20 protein-coding genes, 1 tRNA gene and 1 pseudogene are annotated in these 25,203 nt (G+C 66.1%); 12 read left to right on the forward strand and 10 right to left on the reverse strand.

The features are described from left to right. Nucleotides 1-297 (forward strand): hypothetical protein, encoded by a 297-nt coding sequence (locus KXD96_RS19765; protein WP_396877052.1) that lies wholly within the window; start codon nt 1-3, stop codon nt 295-297. A gap of 21 nt (nt 298-318) precedes the next feature. Here the strand turns inward: KXD96_RS19765 and KXD96_RS19770 are convergent, their stop codons facing one another. Then, the gene (locus KXD96_RS19770; protein WP_260739038.1) at nt 319-1,221 is read right to left on the reverse strand and encodes a YgcG family protein; all 903 of its coding nucleotides are present in this window, start codon (nt 1,219-1,221) and stop codon (nt 319-321) included. A gap of 246 nt (nt 1,222-1,467) precedes the next feature. Between KXD96_RS19770 and KXD96_RS19775 the strand changes: the two genes are divergently transcribed. Next, nucleotides 1,468-1,932: a hypothetical protein gene (locus KXD96_RS19775; protein WP_260739040.1), complete on the forward strand. Its 465-nt coding sequence runs from the start codon at nt 1,468-1,470 to the stop codon at nt 1,930-1,932. 85 nt (nt 1,933-2,017) lie between these two features. Here KXD96_RS19775 and KXD96_RS19780 read toward each other — a convergent pair whose 3' ends face one another. Further along, entirely contained in the window at nt 2,018-3,151 is a 1,134-nt protein-coding gene (locus tag KXD96_RS19780) for a BTAD domain-containing putative transcriptional regulator (RefSeq protein WP_260739043.1), read from the reverse strand. Between the two features lie 62 nt (nt 3,152-3,213). Then, entirely contained in the window at nt 3,214-4,599 is a 1,386-nt protein-coding gene (locus tag KXD96_RS19785; RefSeq protein WP_260739045.1) for a serine/threonine-protein kinase, read from the reverse strand. A gap of 277 nt (nt 4,600-4,876) precedes the next feature. Here KXD96_RS19785 and KXD96_RS19790 point away from each other — a divergent pair, with 277 nt between their 5' ends. From KXD96_RS19790 to KXD96_RS19820, 7 genes and pseudogenes are all read left to right on the forward strand, one after another. Continuing rightward, nucleotides 4,877-6,022, forward strand: coding sequence for a hypothetical protein (locus KXD96_RS19790; protein WP_260739047.1), 1,146 nt, complete (start codon nt 4,877-4,879; stop codon nt 6,020-6,022). Nucleotides 6,023-6,718: 696 nt separating this feature from the next. Next, nucleotides 6,719-7,456: pseudogene (locus KXD96_RS28800) on the forward strand (NHL repeat-containing protein); the annotation flags it as partial. Next, entirely contained in the window at nt 7,453-8,373 is a 921-nt protein-coding gene (locus tag KXD96_RS19800) for a hypothetical protein (protein ID WP_260739050.1), read from the forward strand. The pseudogene KXD96_RS28800 and the gene KXD96_RS19800, both read left to right, overlap by 4 nt. A gap of 95 nt (nt 8,374-8,468) precedes the next feature. Beyond that, nucleotides 8,469-9,131, forward strand: coding sequence for a hypothetical protein (locus tag KXD96_RS19805; RefSeq protein ID WP_260739052.1), 663 nt, complete (start codon nt 8,469-8,471; stop codon nt 9,129-9,131). Between the two features lie 74 nt (nt 9,132-9,205). Beyond that, nucleotides 9,206-9,949, forward strand: a complete 744-nt coding sequence (locus KXD96_RS19810; protein ID WP_260739054.1) for an esterase — start codon at nt 9,206-9,208, stop codon at nt 9,947-9,949. Nucleotides 9,950-10,009: 60 nt separating this feature from the next. Next, entirely contained in the window at nt 10,010-11,347 is a 1,338-nt protein-coding gene (locus tag KXD96_RS19815) for an adenylate/guanylate cyclase domain-containing protein (protein ID WP_260739056.1), read from the forward strand. A gap of 303 nt (nt 11,348-11,650) precedes the next feature. After that, a complete protein-coding gene (locus KXD96_RS19820; RefSeq protein WP_313901664.1) occupies nt 11,651-13,018 on the forward strand; it encodes a TIGR00366 family protein in 1,368 nt (455 codons plus the stop codon). A 178-nt stretch (nt 13,019-13,196) separates the two neighbouring features. Here the strand turns inward: KXD96_RS19820 and KXD96_RS19825 are convergent, their stop codons facing one another. Then, the gene (locus KXD96_RS19825; RefSeq protein ID WP_260739059.1) at nt 13,197-14,387 is read right to left on the reverse strand and encodes an IS481 family transposase; all 1,191 of its coding nucleotides are present in this window, start codon (nt 14,385-14,387) and stop codon (nt 13,197-13,199) included. Between the two features lie 275 nt (nt 14,388-14,662). On the opposite strand from KXD96_RS19825, the gene istA reads away from it, so the two are divergent. Continuing rightward, nucleotides 14,663-16,213 (forward strand): IS21 family transposase, encoded by a 1,551-nt coding sequence (gene istA / locus KXD96_RS19830; protein WP_260737107.1) that lies wholly within the window; start codon nt 14,663-14,665, stop codon nt 16,211-16,213. Beyond that, nucleotides 16,210-17,025, forward strand: a complete 816-nt coding sequence (gene istB / locus KXD96_RS19835) for an IS21-like element helper ATPase IstB (RefSeq protein ID WP_260737101.1) — start codon at nt 16,210-16,212, stop codon at nt 17,023-17,025. Before istA ends, istB begins: the two co-directional genes overlap by 4 nt. A 115-nt stretch (nt 17,026-17,140) precedes the next feature. Here istB and KXD96_RS19840 read toward each other — a convergent pair. Further along, nucleotides 17,141-17,214, reverse strand: a tRNA-Ile gene (locus tag KXD96_RS19840). Nucleotides 17,215-17,367: 153 nt separating this feature from the next. Between KXD96_RS19840 and KXD96_RS19845 the strand changes: the two genes are divergently transcribed. Beyond that, nucleotides 17,368-19,989 (forward strand): cation-transporting P-type ATPase, encoded by a 2,622-nt coding sequence (locus KXD96_RS19845; RefSeq protein WP_260739060.1) that lies wholly within the window; start codon nt 17,368-17,370, stop codon nt 19,987-19,989. A 40-nt stretch (nt 19,990-20,029) separates the two neighbouring features. On the opposite strand, the gene KXD96_RS19850 is transcribed toward KXD96_RS19845, so the two are convergent. From KXD96_RS19850 to KXD96_RS19870, 5 genes are all read right to left on the reverse strand, one after another. Then, a complete protein-coding gene (locus tag KXD96_RS19850) occupies nt 20,030-20,440 on the reverse strand; it encodes a hypothetical protein (RefSeq protein WP_260739062.1) in 411 nt (136 codons plus the stop codon). Nucleotides 20,441-20,699: 259 nt separating this feature from the next. Next, nucleotides 20,700-21,122: a hypothetical protein gene (locus KXD96_RS19855; protein ID WP_260739064.1), complete on the reverse strand. Its 423-nt coding sequence runs from the start codon at nt 21,120-21,122 to the stop codon at nt 20,700-20,702. 259 nt (nt 21,123-21,381) lie between these two features. Further along, on the reverse strand, nt 21,382-22,254 hold the full coding sequence (locus KXD96_RS19860; RefSeq protein WP_260739065.1) for a carboxymuconolactone decarboxylase family protein: 873 nt from the start codon (nt 22,252-22,254) through the stop codon (nt 21,382-21,384). A gap of 40 nt (nt 22,255-22,294) precedes the next feature. Beyond that, nucleotides 22,295-23,668, reverse strand: a complete 1,374-nt coding sequence (locus KXD96_RS19865) for a metallopeptidase TldD-related protein (protein WP_260739069.1) — start codon at nt 23,666-23,668, stop codon at nt 22,295-22,297. Next, complete coding sequence (locus KXD96_RS19870; protein WP_260739071.1) at nt 23,665-25,182, reverse strand: TldD/PmbA family protein; 1,518 nt, start codon at nt 25,180-25,182, stop codon at nt 23,665-23,667. Before KXD96_RS19870 ends, KXD96_RS19865 begins: the two co-directional genes overlap by 4 nt. Nucleotides 25,183-25,203 lie beyond the last annotated feature (21 nt).

Raw genomic sequence — 25,203 nt, forward strand, 5'->3', positions numbered from 1 at the left:
ATGAATGCGTGGGTACGGTCGTGGACGGCCGGGGGGATTGCGATGTTGGCCCTTGCCGCGATTCCCGAGCTCTATGCCGTGGTGCAGCCACCCGGCGTGGCCAACGCGGACGTGTGCGCAAGCGTCGGCAGGCGTGTTTCGGTGAGCGGGTGCACCAACATCGCCGACACAATCAACGCCAACGTGCCACCACCGGATGCGTATGCGCCACTGCCGCAAGACTTTCCGCCCCCACCGCCACCGGTGAATGTCTGCGTCGGAGGCGGCCGTCGAGTTCATGTAAGCGGGTGCTTCTAGCAAGCCTAGCGGCCCCACCAATCATCGCGGAGATGCAGTGCCTCGGCCCCGCCGCGTGCGGTGCGCCGCCAGCACGTCGGCGTTCGCCAACGTCTGCGCCTGAGCGGCCAGCGTCGACGCCCTGTTGGCGTAGGCGATTGCTTCGGCGCTATTTGTTGCTTCCTTGCCGCGCGCCGCTGCCAAATACCGTTTCGCCTCTTCGAACCGGTTCTGCGTCGGGGCGCCAACGCTGTCGCGATGCCTGGCGACATAGTCGGAGACTTGGCGCAGTCGGGCGTCCGCGGTGGATAACGCCTGCCCCAATGAAACGTCGCGCCCTTCAATGGTTACCCGCCCATCGCCAGCGTCGGCCCGCCGACGGCGGTATCGGCGATAGAGCAGGAAAAACACCGCGACGACGACCACAACGACGATGACGCCGATCACGATCCGCAACCCGGTCGGCTTTGACGAGCTTGCCGCTCGGTTCAGCCCGTCAGCTGCGGCGACCGCGGCACCGCTCCAATCTTTCGCGGCCACCGCAGGCTCAATTTGGTTACTCCGCAAACTGTTTAGCTCGGCTGCGGTGAGACCTTGCACCTGCGGCGGCACGGAGAACGCGTACAGCTTGGTGTTCGTGGCCACGGCCAGCAGCGCGTCGTGGTCGCCCATGCCGCTGGCACTGCGAGTTTGAGTGGCCCAGTTGTCGGGTTTGAACCGGGAGAAGTTGTCGACGTAGACCACCCACAGTTGAATGTGCCGATCGCGGTAAAGCCGGTCGATCGCCGAGCTGACCGCTGCCCGACCGGGATTCGTCAACACCCCGGTGCTGTCAGTGATGTGATCCGTGAGCTTGGACGGCGGTTGCGCGGCGGCGGGGTTTGCCAGCAGCAGCCCCGCTGTGAGGAATGCCGAGACGACTCCGAACAGGCGAACAACCCGCATAGGGCCAATCTAGCCGTCGATCGTGCAGGGGCGGGCGGGTTCGAAGCCGCGGACCAAGTGCGGTTCTCCGCAAGCGTGTGTGCCGTACTTCTTGGCTTAGAAGACCGCGCCAGGACTAATGGCCCTAGTCGGGCCCCGCAGGTAAGCGATATGCCACATCAGACAACTTATTTCCGGGCGCAAGCAGGCAAAGGCCGCACCGAACCTGCCGCCGCTCTGTCGCCGCGAGAGGGAGGAATTCGCGTCATGTTCAACCGCATCCAAGTCAACGCCGGGCCGGTTTACCGCATAGCGGGGGCGGTTGTCGCCGCCGCGATACTCGCGAGCCTTGGCTCAGCAGCAACGGCCAGTGCCGCGACATCCTGGCTTGACTGGTGGTCGCGAAGCAGCGTGCACGTGCATCAGATGCAGGACGCCTTCGAAGACGCGTCCATCGCGGCGCGAACCGGCGATCTGCCCGCCCTCCACGACGCCTGTGCGGCATTGCACGACGCGACGGAGGGTATGGCGGCTGACTTGCCTTCCCCCGACCCGGCTCTTACCAACGTGCTGCAAGCCGCTATGAACGACTATCACGCAGGAGCCGTGTACTGCGATGCAGCAGTGCACAGCGGAACCGCGAGCGACTTGAACCAGGCCTCGTCGTACCTGAGCCAAGGGGACACCCACATGCAACAAGCACTCGACATTCTGCGGAACATGCCGATCTGAGGATCGGGGCACTGGGGCAACGCCCGCTACGGAGTCGCCGGCAACGCCCCGCAAGCGCGGGCAGGCAATGTATCTCAGGGCTTCTTCAGCTGGCACCGACTTCGAACGTGAATTCGTGGTCGCAGATGCGAATGCGGTCGCCATCGGCCAGCGTCGCGCTGGTGCGGATCCGCCGGCCCGCTACATCGACTCCGTTGGCTGACTGCAGATCTGTAATGACAAAGCTGTTACCGGTGTCGACGATCACCGCGTGGAAACGGCTGACGGTGTCATCGTCGAGTGCGATGTCATTCTCGGGAAGGCGCCCGATCCTGGTGGCTGTCCCTACCAGCGGATAACGACGTCCGGCGGCGTCGCGCAGATGGCCAACGGTGGACCCGCGGCCGCGTCCGGTGCGCCACTGGAAGGTGCCGGCGGCACGCTTAGCGGTTGCGCGGGCCGCGTGCTTGACGTCCAGCGGCTCTTGGCGAAGGACCTTCTCATGCAGACTCCGCAACGTAGGCCCAGGGTCGATGCCCAGATCGTCGGCGAGCAAAGCCTTCAGCCGACCGTATGCGTCCAGTGCATCGTATTGGCGTTCCGCCAGATAGTAGCCGGTTATCAACTGTGCCCACAGCGGTTCTCGGTAGGGGTGCTCGGCCACGAGCCTTTCCAACTCTCCGATGATGGAGTGAGTTCGCCCGCAAGCGATTTCAGCCTCTGCCCGCACCGTCAGCGTCACCAGCTTGTCCTCCGCGAGCGCGGCGGCGAAGGCATCGACGAATTCAAAGTCCCGCAGATCCTCGAGCACCGGGCCGCGCCACTCGGCCAGTGCGGCCGATAGGTGGCCGCTGGCCTGTTCGAACCTGCCCGCCGCGGCCGCCTCAATTCCCGCTTTCTGCGCGATGGCGAAGCGGTCGACGTCGCAAGCCTCGTCGGGGACGTTCAGCCGATACCCCGGCTGGGCGCTGGCCAGAACGGCGGCGGCATCCACGCCGGCACTGCTGACCAATCGGCGGAGCCTGGACACGTGCGCGTGCAGGCTACCCCGAGCCTCCGGTGGTGGGCACTGGCGCCAGGCAGCGTCAATCAGCGAGTCAATCGAGACTGTGCGATTTCGGTTGATCAAGAGCGTGGCCAGCACCGCCCGTTGCTTTGCCGGTCCCAGTGGCAGCTCGTTGCCGTCGGCACTTATCTGCAACGGTCCCAACACTCCGAACCGGAGAGCGTTCTGGCCCATCGCGGTGGTAATCCTTTCAGCTCGGTGGTGGTTGAAACCCATTGTCGTGCCGGCCCGCGCCGTCACCACAGGTATACGCGGGCGCTGCTGCCCCCGATGCAGGTGATCCAGCTTTCCGCGGGGCGCTGCTGGCAGTGCATGAGGAAGTTCGAGCCGGTGCACAGCGCACCGGGCACGGTCTTGCAGTCAACCGCGCCGGGCGCCGAGACGGCGCGCGGCAGCGGGCTGGCGTCGCCGTATTCAGCCCAGTACGACGTCAGCACGCTATTGGCGAAAAGGCATGAGGTTTCGGGAGTCCCACGTCCGGCATGGGTGCCGAAGCCCGTAGCCGCCGGCAACGAGAACCCTTGGTCGCAGGACTGATGCAGGCTACTGAGGTCGGGTCCGGTGATTAGGGGAGGCTGGACGGCGCGTGGCGGCGGTGCCTGCTGTTGCCCAGTCGACCGATGGGTGAGAAGTCCGATGACGGTGCCCGCGACAATCAGGCCCGCCGCGACCCCGATCACGGTCGGGAGCACCCAGCTGCGCCGGCGTTCTTCCCCATCGGTGCGTCGGTCTGTCGGGCCGTCGGACGGCACCACGGCGGTCGCGAACGGCCGCGTGCGGTCCCCGTCAGCCGACGAGCTTTCCAATGCGTGCTGCGCGGCGCTGGCAAGGTCACCCGCCGTTGCGTACCGCTCACCGGGGCGTTTGGCCATGCCGCGGGCGACGACTTCGTCGAACGCCGGGGGAACGCGCCTATTGGCGGCGCTCGGCCGCGGCGGCGGCACGGCGAGGTGGGCCGCCACCACATGCTCAAGGCTGTCACCGGCGAACGGGGCCTCAGCGGTCAGCGACTCGTACAAAACGCATGCCAGCGAGTAGACGTCTACAGCGCGTGTGGTCACCTTGTCGTTAAACCGTTCGGGCGCCATGTAATTCAACGTGCCGATCTGACTGCCGACCGTCGTCAGGCGGGGATCGGACATGGTCTGCGCGATGCCGAAGTCGACGAGATACACGAAATCCGCAGGGGTGACGAGGATGTTCTGCGGCTTGACGTCGCGGTGGATCAATCCCTCGGCGTGTGCCGCGTCCAGCGCGGCGGCGACTTGAGTGATGATGGCCACCGCCCGTGCGGGCGCCAGCGGTCCCTCCGCGATGAGGTCAAGAAGCGTCTGTCCCTGGACCAGCCGCATATCAATGTAAAGGTTGCCGTCGATCTCGCCCCAGTCGTGGATGGGAATGACGTGCGGCTCTTGCAGCATCGCCGCCGCCTCGGACTCCCGCTGGAACCTGGTCCGGAAGGTGGCGTTAGCTGAGGACTCTTCGGCGAGCACCTTGAGCGCGACGGTTCGCCTCTTGTCGGTGTCGTAGGCCTCGTACACCACCCCGCCGCCGCCCTTGCCGATGCGGCGCGTGATGTCGTACTTGCCGAACGTCGTACCGACGCGCGCGTCCACCGCCATCCGCCTCGATTCCTCGGTTATCGAGGCAGTATCTCCCCTGGCGGCCAGCCGGTGCACATGTTTGCCGCAAAGCCACCACGACGGGGTCGGCAACCAGGCACAAGATCCGCGCAAGAAATGCGCAAGGCATCCGCCGCAGGCTTTGTGCGACCGGGCAGCGCGGCCCAGCGGAACCACGGCCCATTTACCGAAGGACACGAAGATGGCCACAACGTCACGCCACCTGCGTCAGCGGACCCGGCTTGTACGACGAACGACGTCGATGACGCTCGCGCTGATGGCACTAGCGACAGGCTCGGCAACGATCACGCTCCCACCCACGGCACACGCGGGGCCCGAGGCGATGGCGGCCCACGGCGTCGAGGCCCCGCTCGGGGCCGTCCCGTGGTCGCAGGTCGGTCCGGGTTGGATGCTCGCGATGTGGAGCCCGGTTCCCGGCTTGCACCACGGCGAGTCACCGCCCCCCGGCTCACCAACATGGCGGACGGCCGCCACCACGCTGTATCTGGTCGACCCGGCGGGCGGCCGCTACCCGATTACCACCTTCCCGCCTCCGGGCGACGGTGACAGCCCGAAGCTGGTCGACTGGTCGGGTGACGGGACCCGCGCCCTGTTCTCCAATATCGAGAAGGGCCAGACCGTCATCACCGAGGTCAACTTGCGCAGCGGCACGCAGAAGACGTTCACCGTCGAAGGCACTCATCCAAACCCTCGGTACACCCGCCCCAGCGGCAAGGCGTTATTCCTGGACAGGTGGGAGATGGCGGGGCCTGGGTCGCTTCAAAGAGTCGACCTTGCCGGCAACCATCAGCTGACGTACCCGGTCGGCCCGGACTACCGGGGATATCTCGCCACACCAGACGGCACGCAGTTGGTGCTGGGGACGGCGTCCGGTCTGGGCCTCATGGGCAACGACGGCGTCCCAGGCAAAGCGCTGCCGATCGCCGGGCAGAAGGACTGCTCACCGACGCGGTGGTGGGACGCCGGCTCGACGATCGCCCTCACCCGCTGCGATAGCTCCGCCGGATCGCAGCTGTGGCTGGTGCCCATCGACGGCGGGAAACCGACCGCTCTCACCGCGCCGAACACCGGGCACGGCCCCGATTACGGCGACTTGAACGCGTGGCAACTCCCGGCCGGGACGTACGTGCAGGCAGCCGGCGCGTGCGGCGTGGTCTATCTTGCCAAGCTCAACGACGACGGCACGACATCGAAGGTCTCGGTACCCGGCGTGAAAGGCGACAGCGTCGTCGTGATCGGCGTCAACGGGGGCAACCTCGACCTCAAAGCCAGGGCGGGCTGCGGGGGCGGCCAGGCGCTCATCGACTACAACCCGGCGACCGGCACCTCAACCGTGCTGCTCGGTCCGCCCGTCAACGGCGGCGGCGTCATCAATGCGGTGCCCTACCCGGGCCAGCGGTAATCAGGAGCGATCAACATGACCAAAACTACGCGCCGCCAACAACTTACGAGGCGCATTTTGATTGCGACGGCGACATTTGCGGCAACGATCTCGCTCGGCGCATGCTCGACGAGCGGACCCAACGCGGGGCCGTCTGGCGCGAGCCCCACCCGCTGCGCGGTCAACCCGTCCTCCGCGCCGGTGCCGAGCGTCGAAGAGTTAAGACCGGTGCCCGAGGTGGGTAGGGTCTCCGTCGCGCTGAGCGGCATCCCGTCGGGGACCGTCAAGCCCGGCGACCCACCAACCGAGGTCGATGTGACGCTATGCAACGACTCCCCCGTCGACTACCCGAAGGTCGGCGTCGTACTGGTGCTCGAGCGCTGCAGTTGCGCGACAAACAATTTGGGAATCACCGAGGGGAGCGTCGAGCGCTTCGACCCGGCCACCAACGCCTGGATCCAGTCCCACTATCCGTCCATGGGCACCGGAATGGACTACCTCATGGCGTACGACAACGTACAGGGGCTGCCGAAGGGCAAATCCGTGACGCTGCGGTATCGGATCGCCCTCGACACCGCAATGACCGACGGCGCGGGCGGTGTGGAGGCCGTGGCCGTGACTCCTCATCCACTCGTTCAGATCGGCAAGGCTGACTTGCCCTTCACCGTTTCGCATGACTCAACGGCTCCGTCGAATATGCCGACACCCCGACAAGCGGTGTTGCCTTTCAAAGGTCTCACCTATCCGAGCAACCTGGCGGCGGACGCGATCGGCAACGTCTATCTCACCGACTCATGGAATGACCGGGTGCTGAAGCTGCCGGCCGGATCGAACGAGCAGACGGTACTGCCGTTCACGGGCCTGAATAGACCCGCCGGTGTCGCGGTGGACAGCGCCGGCGATGTGTTCGTCACCGATGCGGCCAACAACCGGGTGCTGAAGCTGCCGGCCGGATCGAACGAGCAAGCGGTGCTGCCGTTTACGGGCCTGGAGAATCCGCGCAATGTCGCGGTGGACGGCCGCGGCGACGTTTACGTCACCGACAGCAAGGTGCGGGTCGTCAAGCTGGCGGCAGGCTCCAACGAACAGACCGTGCTGCCGTTCACCGGCCTCAGGTGGCCCGGCGGCGTTGCGGTGGACGGCGCTGGCACTGTGTTCGTCTCGGACCCGAGCAACAAACGGATGCTTAAGCTGCCGGCCGGATCTCGCGACCAGACCGTGCTGCCGGTCGACGGCCATAACGGCTCCATTGCGGTCGACTCCGCCGGTGACTTGTATGTCACGGACAGCGAAGGCAAGCAGGTGCTCAAGTTGCCGGCGGGGTCAAACGACGCGACCGTGCTGCCGTTCACCGGTCTCAACGGACCCAACGCTGTGGCGGTGGATGGCGGCGGCAATGTCTACGTCCTCGACCGCAGCGGCTTCGGCCGAGTCGTGAAGTTGGCAGCACGATGATGCGGCGCAAAATCGCGGCTTTGGTCCTACTAGCGGTCAGCGCCTTCGGCATGAGCGGATGCAGCGGAACACCACCGTCGCCGCGGGCGATGGCCCCGACGCCGGCACCGGCGCCCCGACAGACCCTGCTGCCCTTCACCGGCCTCGAGAGTCCCCGCGATCTGGCGGTGGACGCCGTGGGCAACGTGTACGTCGCCGACCTTCATCACTCCGAAGACGAAGCGGGACACCCCTACGTGACCACCCGCGTGATCAAGCTGCCGGCAGGATCGAACAACCCTACGGTGTTGCCGCAGTTCGTTCATGCCGACCTGGCGGCGGACTCCGCGGGCGCCGTGTGGGTCATCGACGCCGCAAACCAACAACTGGTGAAGCTGGCGGCCGGCTCGGACATCCAGACCGTGCTGCCGTTGCCCGATCTCGGCTTGCGCGGCGAGGTACTAGCAGTGAATACCGCCGGCGCCGCTTACGGTATCGACGGCGGTGGGGTGTACCCCGTTGGTGGGTGCTGTGTGCCCGTCCACGTGGTGAAGTCGGAACCCGGGTCGCACGCCCCGACGGTGTTGCCGTTCACCCACATCCTCGGCCTCGGCGGAATGGCGGTGGACGCCGCCGGAAACGTGTACGTGGGCGACTTCAACCGGGTGCTGAAGCTGACGGCGCGGGCCGACACCCCAACGGAGCTGCCGTTCGATCTCGGCAGCGTTGTAGGTGTGGCAGTGGATTCCGCCGGAAGCGTGTACGTGGTCGACGCCGAGCGCAAGCAGGTGCTGAAGTTGGCGCCCGGGGCGGACAAGCCAATCGTGCTTCCGTTCACCGGCCTCAATCAGCCTGTACGGGTGGCGGTGGACGCCGCGGGCAGTGTCTACGTCACCGACGTCGGCAACCACAACGTGCTCAAACTTGCGGCTGCCTGATGCTCGGCGGATAACGCTTGGCGACCAATCCTTTTCGCCGCATAACTGAAGGCCGTACCCAACGGGTTGAACCACACTCAAACAGGAGAACAAAGATGAATCCAAAGCTTTCGGGTCTACTCGCCATCGCGATGGCGCCATTCGGTGTCGGCGTCGCGCCGCCCGCACTCGCGGACGCGGGGTGCGGGTCGGGCGGGCCACCGCCCGGCGCGGCGAGCAGAGATGTCAGCGATGTTTATGGCCAGCCCGCCACGCTGTGGCTCACCAACACGATCGTCGGCATCTCCACCGCCCACGGCTACGGCCAGGCAGAGATACACAGCCCCAGCCCCCTTCAGCGACCCGCGCTGCTGATCGACGCCCAACAGGACGGCAACCACCAGATCATCGTCTACACCGGGCGGGAGGCAATCCTCCACGCGGTCTCGGGTTGCACCATCACCCCGGTCGTCGATCAGCGGGGCGCGTCGTTCCGTTTAGACATTGGGCACCGGATGGGCAACGGCGACGGCATCGGCTGCAGCGACTTGGGCGACGGCCGTCGCCTGGTCGGGTTGCTGCAAATGCGGGACGAACGCGACCAACCGCTGTTGAGTGTGCGCCGCACCGAGATCGTCCTGAATGGCGCGACGGCCACGATCGGCCGCTCCGATACGGTTTCCGCGACGTCGGATCAGGACCCAGCCTGGACCACGGCGGGCGACATCAGTTGCGGCGACCTGACCATGGCGCGGGACGGCGTCGAGGCACCTTACTGAGACGCCGCGGCCCGTCACGCAAGATGTTCCCCAAGCACCCCGATATCTGACCCACCCCGAGAAGGAAACGCGAAATGAAAGCGACAACCCACCGCCCATTTGTGGCCCTCGCCGCGACGGCGGTGATCGCCTGTGCGGCGGGGTGCGGTACGTCAAGCAACATTCGTCAGACCACGTCGACGGCGGCTACCACGTCCGTTGCGGCGCAAGGACAGTCGATGTGCGTCGATCTCGGCGGAACCGTTGGTCCCGACGGCATCTGCCACGTGCGGAATGCGACATCCACCTACCAGACCGAGATGAGCTTTCCCATCGACTACCCGGACATGTCGGCCGTCGGCGCATTCCTGAAACGGGACCGCGACGACTTCGTCGACTGGGTCGCCGAGGTGGGACCGCAACAGAAGCGTGGCCGGCCGTATCAATACATCGTCACCGCCAAGACGTTTCGGTCGGGAACCCCGGGCGCGGGCACCCAAAGCCTGGTGCTCAAGATCGACAACGACACCGGCCTGGCCCACGAAGGCCACCCAAACACCACTTTCCGGGCGTTCAACTTTGACCTCGCCAAGCACACCGCGATCACGTTCGACACGTTATTCAAGCCCGGTACGAAACCGCTTGATGTCCTCAACCCGATCGTGCGGCGCGAGTTGGACGCGCCGACAGCCGAACTCGATGAGAAGACCTACCAAAACTTCGCGATCACGAACGAGGCGGTGATCTTCTTCTTCGGCCAAGACCAGGTGGTCCAGGACAACGCCGGGCCACACCAAGTCAAGGTGCCCCGCGTCGACCTGGCAGCGCTGCTGGCCTGAACCGCTATTGACCAGCGGAATGACTGGGGCGGCGAGGCCCAGGCAGCGTAGTGTTTGGCCATGAACGTCGCGGGCAGGGCACCGGACATTCACTATGCCAAGAGCGGTGACCTGAACATCGCCTACTCCGTGACCGGGAAAGGGCCCGACCTCGTGGTCGCGCCCGGCTTCATCTCGCACCTCGAGATCATGTGGGAAGAGCCATCGGTCGTCCACTTCTTTTCCCGGCTTGCCTCCTTCCGGCGCGTGGTCACATTCGACAAGCGAGGCACAGGCCTCTCGGATCCGGCGACCGACGCGCCGACGTTGGAAGAGTCCGTCGACGACCTGCGCGCCGTTATGGACGCGGCCGGATGTGAAAGTGCCGACCTGGTGGGCATTTCCGAAGGTGGCACGATGGCGATGCTGATGACGGCCAGCCACCCCGACCGGGTGAAGGCGCTCGTCCTATACGGCACGTTCTCCCGGCTGCTCCGAGCGCCCGACTACCCGCTCGGCGTTACCGAGGAGCAGCTGTCGGCGTTGGTCGAGTTGAGCGCCAAGGGCTGGGGTGAGGGCATTGGACTGGGTGGTTGGGCTCCGAGCCGGCGGGGCGACGCCGAACTGCGGCGGTGGTGGGGCCGGCTGCAGCGCATGGCCGCCAGCCCGGGCATGGTCCGCAACATATTTGCGCTTTATCCGCAATTGGACATCCGCGACGTGCTGCCCGCGATCCAGGTGCCGACGCTCGTGGTCCATCGGCGGGACGACCGGATGGTGACTGTCGAGATGGGTCGCTACCTCGCCGACCGCATCGCCGGGGCCAAATTCGTCGAGGTCGACGGCACCGACCACCTGTTCTTCACGGGCGACGCCGACGCCGTGCTCGACGAGATCGAGGAGTTTCTCACCGGTGTCCGGCCGTTGCCTGCGGTCGAGCGCGTCCTGGCCACCGTGCTGTTCACCGACATCGTCGACTCCACGAAGCGAGCCGTCGAGCTCGGAGACGAGCGATGGAAGGAGTTGCTCGGCAGGCACGACGCCCAGGTCCGCCGCCAACTCGAGCGCTTCCGCGGCGATGAGGTCAACACGACGGGCGACGGCTTCCTCGCCCGGTTCGACGGACCCGCCCGAGCGATCCGCTGCGCCATGGCGATCCGCGACGTGCTGCGGAGCCTGGGTCTCGAAGTGCGGGCGGGCGTTCATACGGGCGAGGTCGAGCTGCGCGGCGACGACATCAGCGGCATCGCCGTCCATATCGCGGCGCGTGTGGCGGCAGCGGCCGGGGCCGGCGAGGTGCTCGTCTCGCGCACCGTCGTCGATCTGGTCGCCGGGTCGGGCCTGCGCTTTGCGGCTCGCGGCGAGCACACCCTCAAGGGTGTGGCGGGCGAGTGGCCGCTGTTCGCGGTCGAGGGTTGAGGCTGTGGTCGCGAGAGATACGGATTCTCGGTAGGGCGGGTGCGGCTCGATCCCGGGAACATGGGATCTTTGCTCTTGTGATCCGGCCCAGATCAGCCGGTTCGACCAGAGTTGATGCGGTTGGCAAACGTTGGGACAGCTGACGAGGGTAGGTCAATGAAGACGAGCGGAGACCCGAAGGCCGCAAGCGAGGACCCCGAGGCGAGCGGCATAGACGCAACGGCCTCGAGCACGCCACCACAGGCCGGGCCCGAACGGCTGCGGCCGTCAGACGTCGAAAACAAACCCGAACGCCACGGTGTGATGCAGTCCCTCACCGCGCTGTGTGTCCGGTATGTCGAACGATTGATGCCGGACCCTTATCTTTTCGCCGTCATCCTCACCGTCATCGTCGCCACGCTGGTCGCCCTTTTGGTGAAGGGCGCCTCCGTCAACGGCATGCTCAAGGCGTGGTATGGCGGTGTCTGGGGATCCCAGAACATCTTCACGTTCGCATTCCAGATGGTCCTGATCCTGGTGACGGGATACACGCTCGCCGAGGCGCCGGTCCTCAAGCGCGCCATCGTCTCGCTCGCCAGCAAGCCGGGGAACCAGGTCCAGGGAGCCCTCCTCTGCTTCGGCGTGAGCGCTGTCCTCTCCCTGCTGAATTGGGGCCTCGGTCTGGTGGCCGGCGCGCTCGTCGCGCGGCAGGTCGCCAAGCGCTTCACCGACGCACATTTCGGCTACCTCATAGCGGCGGCGTTTATGGGCTTCATCGTCTGGACACAGGGGCTCTCGTCGTCGATCGCGCTGGCGAACACGGACACCGGCAGCCCAATCAACGTGATCCACAAGATAACCGGCAGTACCGTGCCGCTGAAGCTGACCATCTTCCAGCCCTATAGCTGGGTGTCGGCGCTCGTCGCGCTCGGGCTGCTCGCGCTCGCCATCTGGCGTATGGAGCCGGCGCAGAGCCTTGCGCCGGATCCCGCGGTGTTCGAAGACGAGGACCAGCCGGAGGTTACGGCCCAGGGCAAGAAGACGTTTGCTGAATGGCTGGAAAACCTGTGGATCCTGAATGTCCTCGTATTCGCCGCGGGGATTGCTTATTTCTGCATCAGCGGTTTCGCGCTGAACATCTCGTCGATGATCATGTTGTTCACGATCACGAGCGCGCTGCTGCACCGCACACCGATCCGGTTCATCCGGGCATTTACCGGCGCGGCGAAGGTGTCCGGTCCGCTGCTCCTGCAGTATCCGCTGTACGGCGGCCTGGTTGGCCTGCTGGGTTATCGCGCGATTGAGGGCGCCAAGCCGCTGCAGACGCTGCTGGCCGAGGCAGTGGTTGGCGGCGCGACGCAGTACACACTGCCGTTCCTGACCTTCGTCGGCTCCTTGGTCATCAGCTTGTTCGTGCCGTCGGGCGGCGGGCACTGGGCCGTGCAGGGCCCGATCGCGGTCGACTCGGCGCTGGCGATCGGCCAGCGCTCGCCGGGCTATCTCGGATTGATTTCCATGGCAGTTGCCGTCGGCGAAGGCGTCGCGAACATGATCCAGCCATTCTGGTTGCTGCCGCTGCTTGCGATTGCGAAACTCAATGTCCGCCAGGTGATGGGTTTTACGATCGTCGCCTTCTTGATCGGATTGGTGGTGCTGGGTGCCACCACGCTGATCGCGCCTTACGTGATCTGACACCGACCGCCGCGAGCCTGATGGACTGTAAAGGATCAACCGAAACACTGTCAGACATCACCCGAAGACAAAATGTCAACCATCAGCCGAGGTCATACATATTTCAGGTGGGGCTGTTCAGAGTCGGTTGATTCTTGACGTTTCTGTTTCGGTTGATCCTTGACACTCTTGTTGTGTGTTAGGCGCCTGCGCTGGTGCGCAAGGCCCGCTTGTTTCGTACCTCTCCGGAGCTGGTGCGGGCGGCGGTTTTGACGAGTTGGTCGCCGATCCAAAACCGCAGCAGGTCACCATCGACGTGGACATCGCAGCGGGCGCCGGCGTAGTGGCGCCCAACGCTGACTTGCTGCCAGGACACGCACACGATGCCGTTGACACACACCCGGCGGCTGACCCAGTCATCACCGCTGCGATCAGCGCCGACTTGTTCGGCCCTCGGCGGTGATGTCGCGGGGGTCGCGGCGAGGGTAAACCGTTGTGCCGGGGTGGCCATGTCCAGCGATTGATGCGGGCGGGTGGTGTTGTAGTAGTCCACCCACTCATCAAGGGCCTGCTGCGCTGCCTTTAAGTTGGCGAAAGCTGGCCTGTTGCTGAGGAACTCCGCACGCATGCTGCGGTGGAAGCGCTCAATCTTGCCAGTGGTGGTAGGGCTGCGCGGCTGGGTCAGCAGGTGCTCGATCCCGTTTTCGCGGCAGATCCGGTCGAAGAGCACTTCCACCACCGGGTGGTTGAACCGGCCAGTGAACACCTTGCCGTTATCGGTCAAGATCTGCTCGGGGACCCCGTACGTGGCCAGCGCCCCACGTAGTCCCTCGCAGACCGCGCGGGTACGCTCGCGGGCCATCAACCGCGCGCAGACACACATCCGGGAGTGATCATCAATTCCGGTCAACGCTTTGGCGCTAGTGCCATCGGCCAATGGAAAGCCACCCACGATGTCCATCTGCCACAACTCCATCGCGGTGCCGCGTTCCCAGCGTTTCCACTTGCGTGAGCGCCGATCCCGCAGGCTCGGGTCAATCATGCCCGCGCGCACCAACGCCCGGTACGCCGCCGACTCCGAGGGCGCCGGCCCTATGCGGCGCTTGGCCAGCTCGAATACCAACCGCCGCGGCCCCCAATACGGCCGCGACCGACGCAACTCCAACAGCGCGGCCTCCACCGCGGCCGGCATCTGATGCGGACACGACACCGGTCGATGCGACCGATCCACCAGCCCCTCCAGGCCCGAGGCCTCATACCGGGCCAACCAGGCGTGCAGCGTCTGACGCGACACCCCAACTTTCTCGGCGACCTGCGAGATCGACAACCCATCACTGATCACCGCCAACACGGCCTGATACCGCTGCTCAGCCACGCTCAACTCCCTCATCTAGGGAGTGTCAAGGATCAACCGAAGTAACTGTCAACCATCAGCCGAAACACTGTCAGGCATCACCCGGAACTGAAATGTCAAGCATCAGCCGAGGTCATACATATTTTGTCGGCTGCCAGGAATAAGGGACCAGCTCGGCGCCGGTTTTGCCATGAGCATGGGACCACCCGATTGCCAGTGATGGGACCATCTGGCTAGCTGTTTTGCCAGTTATGGGACCACCCCGGCGTGGCGTTGGGGGCTTCCGGTTGCTCGGCCGCTGTATTGGCCGAATGAGCTACCGGGAGGTGTCGGTGATCGAAGTCAGGGAGATGCTGCGGTTGTGGCTGCAGGGTCATGGGTTGCGCGAGGTGGCCCGGTTATCGGGCACGGACCGCAAAACGGTGCGCCGGTATGTGGACCGCGCCCGCGCGTGCGGGCTGGACCGTGACGGCGACGGGTGTCAGTTGACCGACGAGCTGTTGGCGGCGGTGATCGCCGGCGTGCGGCCGAGTCGGCCCAACGGCAAGAGCCAGGCCTGGGAGACCATCGCCGCCCAGCACGAGCAGATCAAGGCGTGGCTGAAGCAAGACTTGACTCTGACGAAGGTGCACACGCTGCTTGGGCGTCGGGGCGTGGTGGTGTCGTATCGAACGTTGCATCGCTATGCCACAACGGAATTGGGGTTCGGGATTCGGCAGGCCACGGTGCCGGTGGCCGATTGCGAGCCCGGTGCTGAACTGCAGGTCGATTTCGGTCGGCTCGGAATGCTCACTGATGCCGCGGATGGCCGCCGGCGGGTAGTGCAGGGGTTGATCTTCACTGCGGTGTATTCGCGGCACATGTTCGTCTGGCCGACCTACCGGCAGACGCTTCACGAGGTGATCGCCGGGTTTGAGGCCGCGTGGGCATTCTTCGGCGGGGTGTTCGCGGTGGCGATCCCCGACAACATGAAGGCCATCGTCGACAAGGCTGATGCGACCGATCCGAAACTTAATGACGCCTTCCGCGAATACGCTCAGGCGCGGGGCTTCGTCGTGGACCCCACCCGCATCCGCAGCCCGCGCGACAAGCCTAGGGTTGAGCGCTGTGTCCAATATGTTCGGTCGAATTTCTTTGCTGGAGAAGACTTTCGGAATCTGAGTGACTGCCGGGCACGAGCCGAGCAGTGGTGTGGGCAGGTGGCGGGGATGCGGATACACGGCACCACTCGGCTGCGCCCGGCCGAGGTATTCGCCACCGACGAGCTACCCCACCTCAAACCGGCACCCGACGAGGTGTTCGACATCCCGACCTGGAGCCGGCCCAAGGTGGCTCCCGATCGGCACGTGCAGGTCGCCAAGGCGCTCTACAGCGTTCCCGGTGAGCTGATTGGGCGCCGGCTGGATGCCCGGGTGGATGCGCGCACGGTGAAGCTGTATTGGCGCGGTGAGCTGATCAAGGTCCATCCGGTCATGGCGCCAGGACGCCGCCATACCGACCCCGCTGATCTACCGGCCGAGGTGTCGGTCTATGCGATGCGAGATATCAACACCTTGCAGCGCAAGGCATCCGCACACGGGCAGCATGTCGGCGCCTACGCGGCGGCGGTGCTGGAGCATCCGCTGCCGTGGACCAAGATGCGCCAGGTCTACCGACTCCTGGGACTGGTGCGCCGCCACGGCGCCGACGCGGTCGATGACGCCTGCCAGCGCGCGCTGGACGCCGAGGTCATCGACGTCGGGCTGATCGAGCGCATGCTTACCCGCGGTGCCGGCGCACAGCTGCCGCTGATCCCGAACCCGCCGCAGGCGTCGCGGTTCGTCCGCGCGGCCACCGACTTCGCGGTGCGCAGGCCCTCATGAGCACAACCCGCCGCCCCGATGCCACCCCCGCGGTCAAGCCGATCGAGGTGTCTGCAGACCTCAAAGCGCTGATGCGCCGCCTCAAGCTCGGCCGCCTGCTCGACACCCTGCCCGAACGGCTCGCGCTGGCACGATCGAATCGGCTGCCACACCACGACTTCCTGGAAATGCTGCTAGCCGATGAGGTCACCCGCCGCGACCGCGAGTCCGCCGCCCGCCGCGCCAAGACAGCACAATTGGATCCGCAGATGCAGCTGCAGGCCTGGGATGACACCGCCGCGGTCAGCTACGACCGCCAACTATGGGCAGAGTTGACCTCGCTGCGGTTTCTGGCCGACGCCTACAACGTGCTCATCATGGGACCGGTCGGAGTCGGAAAAACGTTCCTGGCCAACGCATTAGGCCACATCGCCGTGCGACGTCACCACAGCGTGCATACCGAACGCGCCGACAAACTGTTCAAACGCCTCCGCGGAGCACGGCTAGACGGCAGCTATGAAGACGAGATGCGCAAACTACACCGCGTCGAGCTGCTCATCATCGATGACCTCGCGTTGCACCGGCTTGAGGCCACCGAGACCAATGACTTCTACGAGCTCATCGTGGAACGCCACCGCACCGCATCAACGGTCATCACCAGCAACCGCGAACCACCGGAGATCCTCACCATGATGGCCGACCCACTCCTGGCCCAGTCGGCGATGGACCGGCTCCAATCCGCGGCCTACGAACTCGTCGTCGAGGGCGAGTCCTACCGGCAACGCCAGAAACCCCGTCCTCGAAAGCCGGTCAATTCGGACCAGCCGAATTGACCAGCAGCCAGGTCATCAGTCACCATCACCCCACGGCCAGCAACCGGAAACAACCGGTCCCATGCTCATGGCAAAACGGTGGTCCCATCACCCTGGCAAGCGACAATATTTCAGGTGGGGCGGGCGGGGCTCGAACCCGCGACCAACGGATTATGAGTCCGCGGCTCTAACCAACTGAGCTACCGCCCCTGACGTGATCGTTCCGTACGAAACCGTAGACCAACGCCAAACCCAGTGTGCGCCTGGCGGGACCCCGGGGCAGATCGGGACAGAATCGGCCCGGCAGGCTGGGCACGAAGGCGGCCGAGACATCATGGTCTCAACCCAGCTGAGGGGAGAGCCATGGCCAACGTCACGACGCTCGGGCTGACCACCGCGGAGGCCACCGAGCGGCGCGCGCAGAGCGGTCCGAACAGGCTGCCCGCAACGAGGCGGCCGTCGATCGCCCGCCGCCTGCTCGGGGAGCTGACGCATTTCTTCGCCCTGCTCCTCTGGGCTGCCGCGGTGCTCGCCTTCCTGGCGAAGCTGCCCCAACTCAGCGTCGCCATCATCGCGGTAATAGTGCTGAACGGGGTCTTCTCCCTGATCCAGCAAGCGCGGGCAGACCGCGCCGCCGACCGGCTCCAGGAGATGCTGCCGACGCGCGTCACGGTCTTGCGTGATGGCGCTCGGCGGGTGATCGAGGCCGAGGACGTCGTCGTCGACGACGTGCTGCTCCTCGAAAGCGGCGACCGCGTCCCGGCCGACGCCGTGGTGCTTCGCCAGAATCGGTTGCTCGTCGACTCCTCCATGCTCACCGGCGAGAGCGTGGCCGGCGCCGTCGCGGCGGGCGAACCGCTCTTCGCGGGCACGTTTGTCGTGGAAGGGGATTCGCGCGCCCTGGTCACCGCGACCGGCCAACAGACCCGCCTGGCCGGCATCACCCGGCTGACAACCGCGACCAGGAAACCGGACACCCCCCTGACCCGCGGTTTGCGCGGCGTCGTCCGCCTCATCGCCGCCATCGCAATCGGCGTGGGCGCGCTGTTCCTGCTCGTCTCCGTGCTCGTGGGCAATCCGATCCAGCAGGCCTTCGTGTTCGCGATCGGTGTCACGGTCGCCCTGGTCCCGGAGGCGCTGCTGCCCACCGTGACGCTGTCCCTCGCCTGGGGCTCGGAGCAGATGGCGAAGCGGGAGATCCTGGTGCGCAACCTCGAGGCCGTCGAGACGCTCGGCTCCACGACGTTCATCTGCACCGACAAGACGGGAACCCTCACCCGCAACCAGATGACGGTGGTCGAAGCGTGGACGCCCGCCGGCTCGTTGACCATCGGCGGTGCCGGCTATGGGCCCACAGCGCAGCTCACGTGGTCCTCACCCGGCGCATACGAGTCGGTTCGCCGGCTCGCCCTGGCCGGGGAACGCTGCTCCACCGGATACGCCGAAGAAGTCCACGGGCAGTGGCGGGCACACGGCGACCCCATGGAGGCGGCCCTCGATACCTTCGCCCGACGACTGGGCATCGACACCGTCGAGGACCGTCGTACCGGCCACGCCGAGCTGCGGTTCCCCTTCGATCCCCGGCTGCGCCGCATGGCCGTCGTGCGGGCAGACGAGGTCGTGGTGAAGGGCGCGCCGGACGCGGTGCTTCCGCTGTGCGGTGACGACCCGGCGGCACACCAGGCCGTGGACGCCCTGACCGCCCGGGGGCTCCGAGTTCTCGCCGTCGCCGCGGGCCCGAGGAACGGCCGTATACCCCGGGACCAGCAGGAATGCGACCAGGGGTTGCGCCTGCTCGGCCTGGTGGCGCTCGAGGATCCGCCGCGCGACGACATCTCCGCATCGCTCGACGCCTGCCGCAAGGCGGGGGTGAAGGTGGCGATGGTGACCGGTGATCATCCGGCCACCGCCACGGCCATCGGCAACGAGGTGCGGCTGCGGTCCGCCGACTCTCCGGTGCTGTTGGGAGCGGATTTACCGGAGGACGAGCAGCATCTCGCCGCTGTCCTCGACCACGACGGGGTGGTTATCGCTCGGGTCTCTCCCGAGGACAAGCTCCGCATCGCCCGTGCCCTTCGCTCCCGGGGCCACGTGGTGGCGATGACCGGCGACGGGGTCAACGACGCGCCGGCACTGCACGAGTCCGACATCGGTGTGGCAATGGGCCGCTCCGGCACCGACGTCGCCCGCGAGGCCGCCGACCTTGTTCTGCTCGACGACTCCTTCGCCGGCATCGTGGCCGGCATCGAGCAAGGTCGCGCGACCTTCGTCAACATCCGCCGATTCCTGACCTATCACCTCACCGACAACGTCGCCGAGCTCGCACCTTTTCTCGTGTGGGCGCTCTCGGGCGGCCTGTTCCCCCTCGCGCTCGGTGTTCTGCAGATCATCGCGCTCGACATCGGCACCGACACCCTGTCCGCGGTGGCACTCGGCGCCGAGCCGCCCGCCAAGCACCTGCTCGAGGGACCCCCGGTCCACGGTCGGCTGATGAACCGCACGGTGCTACGCCGGGCCTTCGGAGTGCTGGGGCCGCTCGAGGCCGTCGTCTCGCTCACCGCCTTCGTGGTGTCCCTGATGGCGCTCGGCTGGCGTCCCGCAAACCCGTTCCCAACCGGGCACGACCTGGCAATGGCATCCGGCGCGGCGTTCATCACCGTCGTCTTCGCCCAGACCGCGAACGTCTTTGCGTGCCGGTCCTCCTCGCGCTGGCCGGGAGCGCTGGGCTGGCTCACCAACCGGCTCCTGGTGCCGGCGGCGTTCATCGGGCTGGCCTTTTCCCTTGTCGAACTGTGGGTGCCACCGATCGCGAGGTTGCTCGGTCAGTGGAATCCGCCGCCGTGGGGCTGGGCCGTCGCCCTGGCCGCGGTGCCGATCCTGTTCGGCGTCGACGCGCTGGATAAGTACCGGCGGACACATCGCCGGCGGCCGCAAGCGTCGTCAGAAGCTCACCCACGCGGGCGGGCGCGACTCGATGCCCGATGAGAACGGCGAAAGCCGTTGTGGCCGTTCGACATTGCGTGCGCTAAGCGGGCGCCTGCTGCGCGGCTTGATTCTTGATCTTGGGGATCATGTCTGGCGCGTACACGTAGATCGCCGTCTCGACCTCCCACTCGGCCTGCTTGGCGTCCATTGACGTCTTGTCGTCCACCACCTGCACAAGTCGCTTGGCGGTTGCGTACGGATCGGCCGATGTCCGGACCTGGTCGGCCAACCAACGACCTTCGGCGGTGACGTTGCAATCGTTGACACCGGCGCTGTGAGTCATCTTGTTCTGCGCCAACAGCTTGATGTATTGGTCGTCGGCCGGGGTCATGCTGCACTGGGCCGATGCCTGCGGCGCTGCCAACAGCGCTCCACCCAGCGTCGACGTTGCCAATACAGCGCCGGCGGCCCCTACCGCCAGCACCCGACCGTGCCTCCCTCTGATCGTCATTTTCCCGAACCCCCTTGCACGGAAAATTTGCTGTTTCTCGTGACATCCAAACACCGCGTACCACAGGTATCCAGCGTGACAAACAGCCGCGTTTGCAAACAATAGGTGAACATAAGCTGTCGAAAATTCCAGCGCGGCAGACGATTCGAGCGATATGGCAGGCCGACGAATCGACACCGTTTTACATGGACGACGACATGTCGCCGCCGTGCTGCGGGCGCATCAAGCGTCCCGGAACTAAGTTAGCTGGTGACCCTCGCTATTCGGCCGGCCAGTTGAAATGCGCGGCCTGATCCTTGATCTTGGGGATCACTTCTGGGGCGTAGACATAGATCGCCGACTCGACCTCCCACTCGGCCTGGGCCTGGCTCATCGGCGTGGTGCTGGTGATCATATTGACCAGCTCCTGGGCCTCCCCAAACGGATTGGGGTGGTTCCGTACCTGGTCGGCGAACCAACGCCCCTCGGCGGCCTCATGGCAATCGCTGAAATCGGCGTTGTGAACCATCTTGTTCTGCGCGAGCAACTGGATGTACTGGTCGTCTTTGGGGCTCAAATTGCAGGACGCTGACGCCTGTGGCGCCGACAGCACCGCATAGCCCAGCATCGCGACCGCCGGCGCGACCCCGGCGGCCAACACCGGCAACACCCGCCGGCGCGAGCGTGAACGGGTGGTTCTCATCTCCGGACCTCCCTCTGCGCGGGAACGTGTTGCTCTCCGACGCAATCCAAGCTGTGGTGTGGCGACAACTAGCCGAGACGCGATTTGGGCCGCGGCTCATTCGCGCGCGGTCCATGGCCGTCAACTCAGGCGGCGCTGCCAGACACGATCACCGGCACGTCTCAGTTTCGCTGCCGGGACATAAATTTAGCCAGCACGGCCCCGCGCGGAGCGAACTTCTGTTTGCGTGCCCGTGTATGGATGGTTAACATTTCGTACTTCACGCGTGGCTGAATACGGTCTGCCCGTCTGCTCCGAGCAGGTATCGCTCGGTACCCTGCTCGACCCGCGGGGCGTCCGCGCCAAGAGCGACGGCAACTTTGTTGCTTGCATTCCGCATGATGTCAAAGGTGAGCTCGACGGCCTCGGCATCGGAGAACCGGGAGCGCACCTCGGCGACATCGTCGGCGGCGAGGTGCGCAGGGGTCCAAATTAACGCATCGGCGTAGCGCAGCGCGGCTTTAACGCGGTCGTCAAGCAAGCTCGACGACTCGAAGCGAGCGATCTCGTCGTACAGCGTCTCCGAACCGCCGGCATCGAGCGCGGTGCCCTCGCGCAGGGACTTGCACAACCGGCAATTGTGCTGAGCCGCTCCGCGCAGCCGGACCAACTCGGAGGTGAGCGGGTCGAGCGCGCGCATCCGGGCCACCGCGGGCAAGAAGTCGTTGAATACCGCACTCGACGGATCGGTCGTGTGATCCCACTCGACGGCGCCGGACACCCAGCCCAAGTACTCCGAGCCGACGCCGAGCGCGTCCAGCCCGGCGCGCACGCGCGGAACGAAGTCGGCGATATATGTCTGGACCACCACGCCGAAGGCGCTATCCCCCAGGTGCTCGATGAGCCCCGATCGCTGCTCGCCGGTGATCGCGGAGACGTCCGTGCTGAACTGTTCGGCGAACTCGGCGGCGACGACCTCGGCCTGCGATTCGGGTGCGCCGGCCTCGACGCCACTTGGCAACGGCGGCAAAGACAACGTCTGAGCGCACGTCCGCCGGATCAATGCCGCGATGCGCGCGTCCGCCGGTGAGCCCGGCGACAACACCACCAACCTCGTCAGCTGATCTTTTTGAGCCGAAACCGGAGCCGCCATTCGTCACACGCTAGAACGCGGTAGGCCCTGCGGCAATCGTCTATTGGGCCTGGCTGACCGACGACATATAGAAGTCCGGTATCCGCAGCGACGGCATCGCCGCGCGGCTGGCCCAGTCCGCCCACTCCCGGGGCAGGGTCTTCTCGCTCACCCCGGCCTCGGTGGCCCGCCGCAGCAGGTCCAGCGGACTCTCGTTGAACCGGAAGTTGTTGACCGCGGCGGTCACCTCGCCGTCTTCGATGAGGTAGACGCCGTCCCGGGTCAGCCCGGTGAGCAGCAGCGTGGTGGGGTCGACCTCGCGGATGTACCACAGCGTGGTCAGCAGCAGGCCGCGTTCGGTGGCCGCGATCATGTCGGCAAGCTCGGCCGACCCGCCAGTCATCACCAGGTTGTCGGCGGCGACCGCGACGTCGGCATCGAACTTGGCGGCCGTCGCGCGCGGGTAGGCCAGCGCGTTGATCACCCCGTTGCGGATCCAGTCCACCTGGCCGATCTCCATGCCGTTGTCGAACACCGACACCGTCTCCGACGAGCTGCTCACCGCCACGAACGGGGTGCACGCCAGGCCCGGCGCCAACGGATCGGAGAACAGCGTCAGCGGCAATTCGGTGAGCCGCTCCCCCACCCGCGTCCCGCCGCCGGGCGCCGAAAAGGCGGTGCGGCCCTCCTGGGCGCCGCGGCCGGCCATCGACCAGGCCAGGTAAAGCATCATGTCGGCCACCGTGGACGGCGGCATGATCGTCTCGTAGCGTCCCGCAGGCAGCTCCACGCTGCGCTCGGCCCACCCCAGCCGCATCGACAGCTCATCGAGCAGCGAATCCATTGGCACGTCGGCGAAGTCGGGTGCGCCGACACCCACCCAGGCGCTCGCGTCGCCGCGTTTACCGTTCATCTCCACCGCCCCGGCGGGCTGCGTGTAGCGTCGGCGCACCCCCGTCGACGACGCGAGGAACGTCGTCGAAACACTGTGGTGCGCAAAGCCGTAAAGTCGATCGGTACCACGGAAGGCGCGGCTCAAGGAGTCGGCGACATCGGCGAACACCAACGGTCCCGTACCCGGCACCGGCGCGTTCCAGTCCGGGGGAATCCCGGTGTCGGCCAGCAGCGGCGCGGCGTCGCCCGCCTCGGGCGCCGAACGGGCCGCCTCCTGCGACGCAGCCACCAGCTCGGGGATCACCCGCGGATCCACCTCGGCTGAAACCATGGTGCCGATTCGGGCGCTGGACCCTTGGCGTACAACGGAGATCACCGTGATGCTCCGGTTGACCGAAACCCCGTTGGTGGTCATCGAATTGCCCGCCCACCGCAACGTCGCCTCGACCTTGTCGGTGACCAGCACCATGGTTTCGTTGGCGCCGCCGAGCTTGGCGGCCTCCTCGAGGACGAGGTTGACGACATGCTGTGGGGTGATCATCGGCCGCCCTCGGTCCGGGTGTTGAGCACGTTGACGCCGCGGAACAACGCCGACGGGCAGCCATGGCTGACCGGGGCGACCTGCCCGGGTTGGGCCTTGCCGCAGTTGAATGCGCCACCGAGCCGCCAGGTCGACGGGCCGCCCACGGCTTCCATGGAGTTCCAGAAATCTGTGGTGGTGGCCTGATAGGCGACGTCTCGCAATTGCCCGTCCAGCCGGCCGTCGCGGATACGGAAGAATCGCTGACCGGTGAACTGAAAGTTGTAGCGCTGCATGTCGATTGACCATGACTTGTCGCCGATGATGTAGATGCCATCCTCGACGCGGCCGATCAGGTCGGCGGTGCTGACGTCCTCACGCGCCGGCTGCAGCGAGACGTTGGCCATCCGTTGAATCGGCACGTGATGCGGGGAGTCGGCGTACGAGCATCCGTTGGAGCGCGGCTGTCCCAGGCGGGGCGCGAAGACCCGGTCGAGCTGATAGCCGACAAATACCCCGTCGCGCACTAGATCCCAGGTTTGCGCCGCGACACCCTCGTCGTCGTAACCGATGGTGGCCAAGCCATGTTCGACGGTGCGGTCGGCGGTCACGTTCATCACCGGGGAGCCGTACCGCATGGTGCCGAGTTTGTCCGGGGTAGCGAACGACGTTCCGGCGTAGGCGGCCTCGTAGCCGATGGCTCGGTCGTATTCGGTTGCATGCCCGATGGATTCGTGGATCGTGAGCCACAGGTTGGTGGGGTCGATCACCAGGTCCTTGCGGCCCGCGATCACGCTGGGCGCCTTGACCTTTTCGGCGAGCAGCGACGGCAGTTGCGCCAGCTCGTCGCTCCAGTTCCACACCTCGTCGCCGGCCAGCACTTCCCAGCCGCGTCCGGTCGGCGGGGCCAGCGTGCGCATCGAGTCGAAGCTGCCGGCCTCGGCGTCGACGGTCACCGCCTCCAGCGACGGCTGTATCCGGACCCGTTGCTGGGTGATCGCCGACCCGAAGGTGTCGGCATAGAACGTCTGCTCCTTGACCGCCGTGAGCACCGCCGACACGTGATCGACACCGTCGGCGCTGAGCAGCTGGCCGGAGTACTCCTCCAGCACTGCGATCTTGTCGCTCGCCGGGACGCTGAACGGGTCGATCCGGTAATCGGAAACCCAGGTGGCGTCGGCGTACACGGGCTCGGGTGCCAGCTCGACGCGCTCGCTGTTCAGCGTCGCCAGGGTGGTGGCCACTTGCACGGCGTGACGCGCGGTCTCGGCCGCGACCGATGGCGCCAGCTCCGCGTGCGAGGCGAACCCCCACGTGCCATCGACGATCACCCGTACGGCCAAGCCGACCTCGCGATTGACGACCGCGGTCTGCAATTCGCCGTCGCGCAGCTGGACGATCTCGGTCATGATGCGGTGAATCCGCAGGTCGGCGTAGCTGGCGCCGGCCGCGGTGGCCGACGACAGCGCGGCCGCGGCGAGCTCGTGGCGCGGCAGGTTCAGGAAGTCGGCATCGATCCCCCGGTTCGGTGTCACGGTTCCACCGTAACGGCCGTT

It is taken from the genome of Mycobacterium sp. SMC-2, from assembly GCF_025263485.1.
Lineage (GTDB): Bacteria > Actinomycetota > Actinomycetes > Mycobacteriales > Mycobacteriaceae > Mycobacterium.